Here is a 12,443-nt window from a genome sequence, read left to right as displayed (position 1 = left end):
CCTATGACCGACACCGAACCCGAATCCGACCCGGACGCATTGCCCGTGCAGTACGTTGACATCGAACGCGCCCGCGAGCGCATCGACGACGACACCGTCGTGAAGCAGACGCCGGTCGAAAAGAGCACCTCGCTCGGGGGGTTCGTCGACGCGGAGGTGTACCTGAAGATGGAACACCTCCAGTGGACGGGCTCGTTCAAGACCCGCGGCGCCTACAACAAAATCAGCCAGGACGTCGCCGACGGCGTCGAGGAGTTCGTCGCCGCCAGCGCCGGCAACCACGCCCAGGGCGTCGCGCTCGCGGCCACGAAGTGCGGCGCCGACTCGACGATCTACATGCCGACTGACGCCCCGCAAGCGAAGGTCGACGCGACCCGGAGCTACGGCGCGACCGTGGAGTTGGTCGGAAAGGACTTCCAGGAGACGATGAGCCACGCGCAGGCCGCCGTCGAGGAGAGCGACGCGGCGTTCGTCCACGCCTACGACGACGTCGACATCATCGCCGGCCAGGGGACCCTCGGCACCGAGATGTACCACGACCTCCCGGACGCCGACACCGTGATCGTCCCCATCGGCGGCGGGGGCCTGATAAGCGGCATCTCGACGGCGATCAAACACCTCTCGCCGGAGACCCGCGTCGTCGGCGTCCAGGCCACGGGGGCCGAGACGGTCCACGAGAGCCTCGACAAGGGCATCCCCGTCACCCTCGACGAGGTCGACACCATCGCCGACGGCATCGCGACGGGCGGCATCTCCGAGGCGACGCTGTCGGTCATCCAGGCGAACGTCGACGAGGTCGTCACCGTCACCGACACCGAGATCGCGCGGGCGATCCTCCTCCTGATGAAGCGCGCGAAGCAGGTCGTCGAGGGCGCGGGCGCGGCCTCCGTCGCCGCGCTCCTGAGCGACGACCTCGACGTCTCCGGCGAGACGGTGATGCCGCTGCTCTGCGGCGGCAACCTCGATATGACACAGCTCCAGACCGTTCTGGTTCACGCGCTCACCCAGCGGAAACAGCGCATCCGCCTCCGGGTCCGCATCGACGACCGGCCGGGGAAGATGGAGGACATCTCCGGCATCATCGCCGACCAGGGCGCGAACATCCACGACGTCCGCCACGACCGCTCGGTGGCGGACCTGGAGGTCGGCGAGGCGTACCTCGTGTTCACCGTGGAGACAAGCGGCGCCGAACACGCCGCGGGCATCGTCGACGCGATCGAAGCCGAAGAGTACAGCGTCGAGGACGTCACGCGCTCGACGGGGTAGGCATCGCGGTCGCCTCGGGACGGGACCGACGGGATCAAACCCCGCGGACGACGAGTGGCGGGCGATGCCGACCTCTCCGACCGACACCGTCGAGGACTACCTCCTCCTGTGGGTGCTCGCGTCGGTCGCGCTCGGCTTCCTGTTTCCGTCGATCGCGGTCGTGACGCGCGCTTTGACGCCCATCCTCGCAGTGATGATCGGCAGCGTCTCGCTGACGCTCTCCGCGGAACGGTTCGGCGAGATCGCCGCCACCGACCTCGCCGCCGTCCTCGCGGGGCACCTGACGATGCCCGCACTCGCTTACGCGATCGCCCGTGCGCTGACGCTCTCGCCCGAACTGACGGTCGGCTTCGTCGTTCTCGGTGCGGTCACGCCCGAACTCGTAACGCCCGTGATGACCGAACTCGCCGGGGGCGACACGGCGCTGTCCTCGACCGCGCTCGTGGCCGCCGGCGTGGGCAGCCTCGGGGTCGTGCCCCCGGTCGTCACGCTCCTCGGCGGCGGGGTCGACGTCCCCGCGCGGCCGATCGTCGAACAGATCGCCGTCGCCGTGGTCGCCCCGATGGCGCTCGCGGTCGGCGCGCGAGCGTGGCGGCCCGCCCGCATCGGCGCCTATGACGACTACTACCCCGCGGTCTCGGCCCTGATGGTCGTGCTCATCATCGGCGGCGTGACCGCCGCCAACGCGGCTCTCGTCCGCGCGAACGTCCCGGTGCTCGCGTCCGTCGGAGTCGGCGCGGTCGCGCTGAACGCTGGGGGGTACGCGGTCGGTCTCCTCTTCAGCCGCGGTCGGTCCCGCCCGACGCGGATCGCCTCGGTCCTCTCCGTTGGAATGCGCGATTTCGCCGTTGCGGCCGCGCTCGTCGTCGCCGCCGGACTCCCCACGGTCGCGTCGCTGCCCGCGGTCGCGTTCGGGATCGTGGAGATGGCGACGAGCGCCGGGCTGGCGCGGTGGGTCGGCGGCTCCGACTGAAAATGGAAATCCGACGCGGACGCCTCGACTCAGGCGTGACCGCGGCTCTCTAGCTCTTCTTCGACGGCCGGCAGGACCTCATGGAGGTCGGCGATGACCGCGTAGTCGGCCTTCTGGATGATCGCCGCCTCGGGGTCTGTGTTCACCGCGAGGACGTTCTCGGCGCCCTTACAGCCGACCATATGCTGGACGGCGCCGCTGATCCCACAGGGGATGTAGATCTCAGGCGCGATCTTGTTGCCGGTCTGGCCGATCTGGTCGTCGTGGGGCCGCCAGCCCTCGTTGACCGCGGCGCGCGAGGAGCCGACCGCCGCGTTGGGGATGTCGCCGGCGAGCGACTCGATCTCCGAGAAGTCGCCGTCGGTCCCGCGGCCGCCGGAGACGACGACCCGGGCCTCCGCGAGCGGGACGCCCTCGACGTCGGACTCCTCGACCTCGGTGAGTTGGACGCGCGTGTCGTCGTCTTCGAGGTCGGGCGCGAACGCGCTGACGTCCGCGGGCTCGCCGCCCGCTGCGCTCGCCGAGATCTCGTTGGCCGCGACGGTGAGGAGGTTGGTCTCGGCGTCGAGTTCGGCGTGCTCGGTGAGCGTGCCGCCCCAGCGCTGGCGGGTGATCTCGTAGGTGTCGCCGACCTCGACGTCGATCACCTCGGCGGCCATCGACACGTCGAGCTTGGCCGCGGCGTGCGCCAGCGTCTCCGCGCCGCGATCCGTCCCCGGAGCGACGATCGCTTCGGTCCCGGTCGCCTCGGCGCACTGAATCACCGCTCGCGCGTACGCTTCGGGCGCGTACGCGTCCAGCGCGTCGTGGTCGACGGCGTTCACCACGTCCGCGCCGTAGGCGCCGACCTCCTCGGCGACGCCCTCGGCCTCGGGGCCGAACGCGATGACTTCCAGCGCCTCGTCCGCGCCGGCCGCGACGTCGCGGGCGAGGGTGAGCGCTTCCAGCGAAATGTCGTCGACGGCGCCGCCGTCGTGTTCGACTAACGCGAGTACCATTGTTATAGCACCTCCAGTTCTTCGAGGACGTCGACGACGTCGCCCGCGGCGTCCGGGCTCTCGCCGAGGATCTCCGCGGGGCTGTCGTCGGTCTCGGGCACTTCGAGTTCGACCAGTTCGAGCTCCTCGTCCGTCGCCTCGGGCTCGACGGTGTCGACGGTGGCCTTCCGGGCCTGCATCTTCGCCCGCATCGAGGGGTACCGCGGCTCGTTCAGCCCCTCCTTGACCGTGATCACGGCGGGCAGTTCGACCTCGTAGACCTCGGCGCCGCCGGGGATCTCCCGCTTGGCGACGGCGGTGTCGCCGTCGACCTCCAGGTCCTTGATCCCGGTGACGCAGGGCACGCCGAGCTGTTCGGCGACGCGGACGCCGACCTGGTGGTTCGCCGCGTCGGCGGACTCGTTCCCGAACAGGAACAGATCGAAGTCCGGCTTCTGCGCCTCGACGGCCGAGGCGACGGCGTTCGCGGTGGCCTTCGGCCCCCACTCGCCGCCCTCCGTTTCGAGGAGCATCCCGTCGTCGGCGCCCATCGCGATCGCCGAGCGGAGCTGCTCTGTGGCCTCGTCCGCGCCGAGCGTCAGCGCGGTGAGGTTGCCGCCGTTCTCTTCGACCAGCTGGACGCCCTCCTCGACGGCGCACTCCTCGTGCGGGCTGAACGTGAACCCGAGCGAGCTGGTGTCGATATCTTGCTTGTCCTCTGTCAGTACGATCTTCGCGCCCGTTTCGGGCACGCGCTTGATTGCTGTGAGTACTTCCATAGTGTTTCGTATCGTTGGTGGTCGCGGTGTGCGGACGACGGGCGGCGGACGGCCCGCCGCCGCGACGTGGCGTGGTCGAATCCGGCGCTGGCCGGCGTTCAGTACTCGTTACGGAACAGGCGGTCGCCCTCGGGGTCGAAGACGCCGCCGTGACCGACGACCTCGACCTCGACGGGGTACTGCTGGCCGAAGTACTCGACCTGCAGCTCCTCGCCCTCGTTAGCGTACTCCTGCGGCAGGTACGCGAGCAGGAGGTGCTTGCCCACAGAGGGCCCGGTCCCGGCGGAGGTGACGTAGGAGCGCCGCCCCTCCTCGTCGATGAGGACCTCGCCGTCCTGGTCGAGCACCGGCTCGCCGCCGGTCATATACCGCGGCTCGCCACCGTCGGGCGCGTGGTCGGTGACCGACAGCGTACAGAGCGTCGCCGCGTTCTCCTCTTCGATGGCCTCGGCGTAGGCCTCCTTGCCGATGAAGTCGGCGTCCTTGACGCCGTGGAAGTCCAGGCCCGCCTCGGCGGGGTTGTAGTCGATTTCGAGCTCGGCGCCCATCAGGCGGTAGCTCTTTTCCATCCGGCCGGTCTCGCCGTAGACGCCCGTGCCGACCGGGCGGATGTCGTACTCCTGGCCGGCCTCGTAGATGGTGTCCCAGAGCTTCTGGCCCTGGTCCATCGGGGCGTACAGCTCCCAGCCGTACTCGCCGACGTAGGAGATGCGGAAGGCCTTGGCCGTCACCGGGCCGATGGTGACCTCCTTCATATCCGCGAAGTCGAAGGTGTCGGTCGACATCTCCTCTTCGGCGACCTCGTTCATCAGCTCTTGAGCGTTCGGCCCCCAGACGCCGAGGGTACACAGCTCGGAGGAGCGGCCGATTAGCTCGGCGTCGCCTTCGAGGTGCTTCTTGAACCACGTCTTGTCCTGCCCGGCGTGGGCGCCACCGGTGATGACGCGGTAGTGGTTGTCGCCGAGGCGCGCGACCGTGAGGTCGGAGACGAACCCGGCGTTCGGCGCGAGCACCGGCGTGTACGCCGATTCGCCGACGTCGACGTCCATCTCGGCGACACAGAGGTTCTGCATATTCTCCGTGGCGTCGCTGCCGATGATGTCGAAGATACCGAAGCCGGTGTCGCCGATCATCCCGACGTTGTCGCGCATATGGAGGTGCTCGGCGAGGATGATCTCGGACCACCAGCGGTTGTCCCACTCGTTGGGTCGCTCGAGGTCTTCGATCTCGTCTTCGTACTCCTCGACGAGGTCCGCGTTGGACTCGTACCAGCGCGGGCGCTCCCAGCCGCCGGCCTCGAAGAACTCGGCGTCGAGTTCCTCCTGGCGGTTGTAGAACGCGCTCGTCCGGAGCGGCCGCGTCGACTGCCACTGCTCGCGCGGGTGGACGATGCCGTAGATCTTCTGGTAGCCCTCGTGGCCGCGGCTCTTGACGAACTCCTTGGTCTCGCCGTACTCGTCGAAGCGCGCGACGTGGTCGTGGGCGACGATGTCGATGTCGGGGTGGCCCTGGGTCATCCACTTGGAGACCTCGCGGGCGATCGCGGGCGCCTCCTTGATCCAGATGGCCGCACAGGACCACAGCCCGTCGACCTCGGGGATCGGGCCCAGGAGCGGGTGGCCGTCCGGCGTCACGGAGAGGAGGCCGTCGATGGAGTGGCGGATCCCGGCGCTGGGGTCGTCCAGTACGTCGGGAATGATCTCCAGGGCGTGCTCCATCGACTGCTCGAAGGCGTCCTCGGTCAGCGGCGGCTGGGTCGGCGACAGCGGCGCCTCCTCGATGGACGGCACGTCCTCGACGTCCCAGAGGATCGGCCGGTGCTCGTAGGAGCCGACCTCGATGTCGTTGCCGTGCTGGCGCTCGTACATCTGGGTGTCCATGTCGCGGACGACCGGGTAGTTGATCTCGCCCTCGCCGTCCTCGAAGCGGTCGATCGGGCCGACCGAGACCATCTGGTGAACCGCCGGCGACAGCGGGATATCGACGCCGGCCATGTCGGCGATCTTCGGACTCCACAGCCCCGCCGCGATGATCACCTCGTCGGCCTCGACGGTGCCCGCGTCGGTCTCGACGGCCTGGATCTCGCCGTTCTCGACGTGGAGGTCCGTCACTTCGGTGTTGGCCGCGGTCCGGAGCGCGCCCTTGTCCTTGGCCTGCTGGCGGTAGAGCTCGCCGGCGCGGAGCGGGTCACACGTGCCGGCGCCCTTGCTGTAGAATCCGCCCTTGATGATGTCGGTGTTGACGTAGGGGACGAGCTCTTCGACCTCTTCGGGGGTGAGGAGCTCGGCCTCCTCGCCGAAGGACTTCGCGGAGACGACGCGCCGCTTCAGCTCCTCCATCCGCTCTTCGGTGCGGGCGACCTCGATCCCGCCGGAGTTCTCGAAGGTGTCAAACTCCCTATAGATATCCCGGCTGTCGGAGGTCAGCTGGGTCATGTCCTTGCTGTGCTCGACCGGGAAGATGAAGTTCGACGCGTGCCCCGTGGAGCCGCCCGGGTCCGAGAGCGGACCCTTGTCGATCAGGAGGATGTCGTCTCGGCCGCGCTCGGCCAGCTCGCCCGCGAGCGAACTGCCGACGATCCCGGCCCCGATGATGACTGTACCTGCGCGATCTGGGAAGTCGTTCGTGCTCATTCTGTGGTCTCTCTCGTAGATCCGTTGTCCGCTGTTGCGTTCGATTCGCCCACTACGGTGGGTGCGCTCCCCGAACGTGCGTTTTCTAGCGGTTCGATAACACTGTTCTACACCTAACGATAATTAGCTACCCCCGGAATATTGAATGCCATTTTATGCCGGCCGCTCAGGGCGGGTCACCGCCCCGCACCTACACCAGGAGAAACAGCGCGAACGGAATGACGAACAACAACACGAACAGCCCGAACAGTCCGAGGCCGTAACTCACGAGACTCGCGCCGAGCGCCGTCCACGCCGGGTGGTCGAACCGAGCAGGCGGATTCATACTCGCCTCTGGGAGCGAACCGGGCAAAATACTGGCGGGCGAGCGCCGCCGAACCTCGAAATATAGGATAAATTATGATTTGTGGTTCGTCGATGTCAACGCTCCTGCCGGCTGAGTCTCCCGATCGGGCGGGATCGAAATCGTATGTCGGCACCGAGGTCGACAGTTCGATCGATACACGCCGCGTGCAGTCGGTGCGCGGCGGAATCACCTCCTCTCGCGCACGGCCGAGCGCACCAACTTTTATGCCGAGATTGGCGAATCAATCGGTATGGTCGCCGAAGGAGCCACTACCAGGCCGACGTTCTGGCGCATCGGACATCTCGGCGAGGTGGTCTTCTACCTCCTCGCCGCCGTCGCGATCGCGATCTTCGCGTACGGCCTCTACCGGAACGTCGAGCGCTACACGTCGGGCCAGGAAGACTGGTTCGACCGCCTCGACGATCTGCCGGGCCGGATCGTCGACGCGACGCGCATCGTTCTCTCGAACCGCAAGCTGTTGGACCGCGACACCGCCGGGGGCGTGATGCACGCCCTCATTATGTGGGGCTTTCTCACGCTGCTCATCGGCACGACGATCCTCGCGATCGATATGGACATCTACCAGCCGGTGACCGCCGCGCTCGGCACCGAGCAGTCGTTCTTCGTCGGCGACTTCTACCTCTCGTACTCGCTGGTGATGGACGCGATGGGCCTCCTGTTCGTCGTCGGCGTCGGCGTCGCGCTCTACCGCCGCTACGCCGCCCGCGAGGAGCGCCTCTGGGGCAAGCACACGAGCCTCGAAGACGACCTCTTCATCTGGGCGCTCTTCCTCCTCGGCGTCGGCGGCTACCTCGCCGAGGCGATCCGCATCCTCGGGACAGGCTTTCCGGACTTCGAGACGGTGAGCTTCGTCGGGTGGTTCCTCGCCGAGGCGCTGGCGGTCGCCGGGATGAGTCAATCGATGGCGGCCGCCGTCTACCCGGCGGTCTGGTGGTCCCACGCGCTCTTGGCGCTGGCGTTCGTCGCGGCCGTCCCCTACGGCAAGCCGTTCCACATGCTCTCGTCGTACGTCAACATCGTCGCCCGCGACGAGAAGGCCGGCGCGCGCCTGCCGGGCATCCCCGCGGACCTCGACGCCGACACCGGCGCCGAATCCGTCGACGACTTCACCTGGAAGGAACTGCTCGACCAGGACGCCTGTACCAAGTGCGGCCGCTGTTCGTCCGTCTGTCCGGCCAAGGAGTCCGGTCGGCCGCTCGATCCCCGCGACGTCATCCTCGATCTCAAGCAGTACCGCGAGGCGATCGACGCGGGCGAGCGCGAGGAGGTCGACATCGTGACCGACGGCGGCGAGAGCGTGATCGACGCGGCGACGATGGAGTCCTGTATGGCCTGTATGGCCTGTATGGACGCCTGCCCCGTCGACATCGAGCACCTCAAGTCGTTCACGCGGATGAACCGCCAGCTCACCGACACGGGCCAGGTCGACTCGAACGTCCAGGACACCTTCGACAACATCATGGCGATGGGCAACACCTTCGGTGACCCGCCGGACGCCCGCGCCGACTGGGCCCAGGAGCTGGAGTTCGACCTCGCCGACGCCCGCGAGGAGGACGTCGAGTACCTCTGGTACGTCGGCGACTACCCGAGCTACGACGAGCGGAACAAGCAGGTCGCCCGCTCGCTGGCGAAGATCCTCGAACACGCCGACGTCGAGTACGGCATCCTCTTCGAGGACGAGAAGTACGACGGCAACGACATCCGCCGGCTGGGCGAGGAGTTCCTCTACGTCGACCTCGCGGGCCACCACGTCGAGTGCTTCGAGGCGGTCGACCCCGAGAAGATCATCTGCACCGACCCCCACTCCTACAACACCTTCAAGAACGAGTACCCGGAGGTCGAGTACGAGGACTTCGCCGACGAGCCGCTGATGGACTTCGAGTTCGACGGCGAGTGGAACGCCGACGGCGAGACCGAGGTGCTCCACTGGACGCAGGCCGTCGAAGAGCTCGTCTCCGAGGATCGGCTCGGGCTCCGCGGCGACGAGCTCGACTACACGGTCACGTATCACGACCCCTGCCACCTCGGCCGCTACAACGACGAGTACGAGGCCCCGCGCGAGCTCATCCGCGCGACGGGCGCGACCCTCTCGGAGATGCCGCGGAACCGCTCGAACTCCTTCTGTTGCGGCGGCGGCGGGGGCGGGCTCTGGATGGACATCGACGAGGAGACGAAGCCCAGCGAAGAGCGGATGCGCGAGGCCTTAGAGGACACGCCCGCCGGATCGGCCGTCGAGAAGTTCGTCGTGGCGTGTCCGATGTGTATGACGATGTACGAAGACGGGATGAAGACCGGCGGCTACGAGGACGACATCGAGATCGTCGACGTCGCGGAGCTGCTCGTCGAGGCCCTGGAGGTGGGCCCCGGCGTCGACGCCGCGGGCGCGGGACGAGCGGCCGGGCAAGCCGACTGAGGCCCACAGTCCCCGTCAGCGCGGAAACTTATTTGTAAGCGCGTCGTGAGGATTCGCTCGCAGCGATGTACGACCAGATACTGATACCGTACGACGGGAGCAACGAGGCACGAAAAGGCGCCGAGCACGGCATCGAACTCGCCGCGGCGCTCGGAGCGAGCGTGACGGCGCTCTATGTCATCGATCTGCCCGGAGCGCCGCGGGCGCTCGCGCTCCGCGACGACGAAGAGGAGATGCGCCAGCGGTACCGGGAGTACGGCGAGGAGGCCCTCGACGAGATCTGCGACGTCGCCGAAGAACACGGCGTCGACTGCGACACCGCCTTCAGGACGGGGTCGCCGTCCGAGGAGATCGCCGACTTCGCCGACGACGAGGGGATGGACGCCATCGTAATGGGGTCGGCGTACCGGGGCACGCTCGGGTCACTGCTCGGGGGCACGACGGACAAGGTCGTCCGGACGGCCCGCGTGCCGGTGATCACCCAGCGGATGAAGATGGAAGAGATCTGAGGTGAGCGCGAGGCCGTCGGCGCGCCGACGGGAGTCGATCACTCCCGCACGAGTCGATTTTCGCGGAAGTAAATGACGATGCTGGCGCTGAGGAACAACAGGCCGGCCACGGTGTAGTTCCGGAGCGTCATCGCCACAAGCGCCGCGCCGAAGAGCGCGACGACGACGACGATCGCCGCGGTCGCGAGCGGATTCTGCATACTCGCACAGTCGGCCGATCGGACATAAACGTAGTGTCGACCGAAGACCGTAGTGGCTGTCTATGCGTGTTCTTCGCCCGTCGGATCCGTACACCGTTCGGGGCGAGCGGGCAGCGAAGAACACAAATTATACGTTACCTGTCATTTACGGCTACGTTCGAACACGGAGAGCGCACGCCCCGTTCGAACCACGCGAAATCAGCGTCGCGGTCGCTCGCGAGCGCCGCGGTGGGGTGGTTCGGCATATGGGGGTCGTTTCCACATCTCAAAACGCCCGTGTGAGTCGCTTACTGGTGAATATTGCCTAACCTTTATTGTAGTAGAACAATTGCGAGTCTATGAGGTTGTGTAGCACTCCACTCAGGAGGCACGACAACCACACGTGACAAGTGGGTACGGCTCACGACGATTGCATCGTCCACAGACTGAGAAAGCGGCAGAACGGACCGAGACGCCGATGAGATACCGACGCCTCGGTTTGAGGACCGCACAATGATAACGAACGATCAACATCGATTCGGTAACGCGGAGGTAGAGTATGTCAGACAGTGAGCAAACCGGCGAGATGTCCGACGGACTGCAGGTCGAACTGTTCCATCCGGACTCGGACCGCGAGCCCGGCGACACCAACATCCAGAAGTTCGGGTTCGACATCCATCCGGTCGTCTTCCCGGTGGCGCTGGCGATCATCGCGCTCTTCATCGCGGTCACCATCATCCTCGGTGAGAGCGCCTCGGCCGCGTACACGTGGCTGTTCAACTTCATCGGCGAGAACTTCGGCTGGTTCTATCTCCTGGCGGTGAACATCTTCATCGTGGTGTTGCTGTACTTCGCGTTCGGGAAGTTCGGTAACATCAGAATCGGCGGCGTCGAAGCCGAAAAGGAGTTCAGCGACTTCTCGTGGATGGCGATGCTGTTCAGCGCCGGGATGGGCATCGGCCTGATGTTCTTCAGCGTCCTCGAGCCCGTGTACTACTTCCTCAACGTCCCCGGCTACTGGGGCGTCGAGGCCGGAACCGGCGCGGCCGCCTCGGCGGCGATGGCACAGACGTTCTTCCACTGGGGCTTCCACCCGTGGGCCATCTACGGCCTCGTCGGCCTCGGACTGGCGTTCTTCTCGTTCAACCGCGGCCTGCCGCTCACCTTCCGGTCGATCTTCTGGCCGCTGCTCGGCGACCGCATCTACGGGTGGCCGGGCCACCTGATCGACCTCGTGACGGTGTTCGCGACGCTGTTCGGGCTGGCGACCTCGCTCGGGCTCGGCGTCGCCCAGGTGAACAGCGGGCTCCAGTACGTCTCGACCGAGATCCTCGGGATATTCGCGAGCTTCCCGAACAACACGTTCGTCCAGATCCTCCTCATCGCGGGGATCACCGGCATCGCGACGGCGTCTGTCGCCGCCGGCCTCGACGGCGGCGTCAAGCGCCTCAGCACGGTCAATCTCTACTTGATGTTCGCGCTGCTGGGCTTCCTGATCCTCGTCGGCCCCACCGTCTTCGTCCTCGGTGCCTGGGTCGAGGGCCTCGGCGTGTACTTCCAGAACATCGTCAACCTCGGCTTCTACCGCGGCGCGATGGGCGCCGGCGGCGGTACCGTCACCGCCTGGACGGTGTTCTACTGGGGCTGGTGGATCGCGTGGTCGCCCTTCGTGGGGATGTTCATCGCGCGCATCTCGAAGGGTCGGACGATCCGCGAGTTCGTCCTCGGGGTCCTCTTCCTCCCGTCGCTGTTCTCGACCATCTGGCTGTCGACCTTCGGCGGGAGCGCCCTCAACGGCGCGCTCGGTGAGGGCTCGAACGCCGTCGTCGGCGCGTACAACGAACTCGGCTACGGCGCCTTCGAGACGCTCGGGATGTTCGTGATGCTCAATCAGTACCCGCTCGGCGCCATCTCGGCGTCGATCGCGACGCTGCTCGTCATCACGTTCTTCGTCACCTCGTCGGACTCGGGCTCCCTGGTCGTCGACCACCTGACTTCCGGCGGCAAGCACGACGTGCCGAAGGCCCAGCGCATCTTCTGGGCGGTCACCGAGGGCGCCGTCGCGGCGCTCCTCCTGTACGGTGGCGGCCTCGGCGCGCTCCAGACGGCGGCCATCACCACGGGGCTCCCGTTCGCGGTGATCCTGTGTCTGATGTGCTACACCGTCTACCTGGGGCTGGACAACGAGTACCAGATCCTCGAATCCGAGGAGTTCGCCGAGCGCATTCAGGACATGACCGAAGAGAGCGACGTCGACGTCGTCACCACCGGCGACGAGGTGGTGACCGACGTCTCGGGTGACGAATCGGTCAGCAGCGACTGACCCACGAGCGGTCCGATCCCGTTC

The 12,443-nt window shown here is 66.9% G+C and carries 10 protein-coding genes; 5 read left to right on the top strand and 5 right to left on the bottom strand.

Features of this window, described 5'->3' with window-relative positions; all coding sequences use genetic code 11:
- The first annotated feature begins 3 nt into the window (after window positions 1-3).
- Window positions 4-1,266, top strand: a complete 1,263-nt coding sequence (gene ilvA / locus OS889_RS11965; protein ID WP_372390082.1) for a threonine ammonia-lyase — start codon at window positions 4-6, stop codon at window positions 1,264-1,266.
- 64 nt (window positions 1,267-1,330) lie between these two features.
- Entirely contained in the window at window positions 1,331-2,239 is a 909-nt protein-coding gene (locus tag OS889_RS11960; protein ID WP_372390080.1) for a bile acid:sodium symporter family protein, read from the top strand.
- A 29-nt stretch (window positions 2,240-2,268) separates the two neighbouring features.
- On the opposite strand, the gene OS889_RS11955 is transcribed toward OS889_RS11960, so the two are convergent.
- The 4 genes from OS889_RS11955 to OS889_RS11940 form a co-directional block, all read right to left on the bottom strand.
- Window positions 2,269-3,237 carry an electron transfer flavoprotein subunit alpha/FixB family protein gene (locus tag OS889_RS11955; protein WP_372390078.1) on the bottom strand — a complete coding sequence of 323 codons (969 nt, stop codon included), beginning with the start codon at window positions 3,235-3,237 and terminating at the stop codon, window positions 2,269-2,271.
- Window positions 3,238-3,239: 2 nt separating this feature from the next.
- Window positions 3,240-3,995 carry an electron transfer flavoprotein subunit beta/FixA family protein gene (locus OS889_RS11950; protein WP_372390077.1) on the bottom strand — a complete coding sequence of 252 codons (756 nt, stop codon included), beginning with the start codon at window positions 3,993-3,995 and terminating at the stop codon, window positions 3,240-3,242.
- Between the two features lie 98 nt (window positions 3,996-4,093).
- A complete protein-coding gene (locus OS889_RS11945) occupies window positions 4,094-6,628 on the bottom strand; it encodes a GcvT family protein (protein ID WP_372390076.1) in 2,535 nt (844 codons plus the stop codon).
- A 190-nt stretch (window positions 6,629-6,818) separates the two neighbouring features.
- Window positions 6,819-6,953, bottom strand: coding sequence for a hypothetical protein (locus tag OS889_RS11940; RefSeq protein WP_372390075.1), 135 nt, complete (start codon window positions 6,951-6,953; stop codon window positions 6,819-6,821).
- 271 nt (window positions 6,954-7,224) lie between these two features.
- Between OS889_RS11940 and OS889_RS11935 the strand changes: the two genes are divergently transcribed.
- Both OS889_RS11935 and OS889_RS11930 read left to right on the top strand, forming a co-directional pair.
- The gene (locus OS889_RS11935) at window positions 7,225-9,408 is read left to right on the top strand and encodes a (Fe-S)-binding protein (protein ID WP_372390074.1); all 2,184 of its coding nucleotides are present in this window, start codon (window positions 7,225-7,227) and stop codon (window positions 9,406-9,408) included.
- Window positions 9,409-9,473: 65 nt separating this feature from the next.
- Window positions 9,474-9,917 (top strand): universal stress protein, encoded by a 444-nt coding sequence (locus tag OS889_RS11930; protein WP_372390073.1) that lies wholly within the window; start codon window positions 9,474-9,476, stop codon window positions 9,915-9,917.
- Between the two features lie 38 nt (window positions 9,918-9,955).
- Here OS889_RS11930 and OS889_RS11925 read toward each other — a convergent pair whose 3' ends face one another.
- Window positions 9,956-10,117, bottom strand: a complete 162-nt coding sequence (locus OS889_RS11925) for a hypothetical protein (protein WP_372390071.1) — start codon at window positions 10,115-10,117, stop codon at window positions 9,956-9,958.
- 538 nt (window positions 10,118-10,655) lie between these two features.
- Here OS889_RS11925 and OS889_RS11920 point away from each other — a divergent pair.
- On the top strand, window positions 10,656-12,419 hold the full coding sequence (locus tag OS889_RS11920) for a BCCT family transporter (protein ID WP_372390069.1): 1,764 nt from the start codon (window positions 10,656-10,658) through the stop codon (window positions 12,417-12,419).
- Window positions 12,420-12,443: the final 24 nt, after the last annotated feature.

This window comes from Halobellus sp. MBLA0158 (assembly GCF_041477585.1).
In the GTDB taxonomy this organism is placed as follows: domain Archaea; phylum Halobacteriota; class Halobacteria; order Halobacteriales; family Haloferacaceae; genus Haloquadratum; species Haloquadratum rubicundus.
This window is presented reverse-complemented; position numbering and strand designations above follow the sequence as displayed.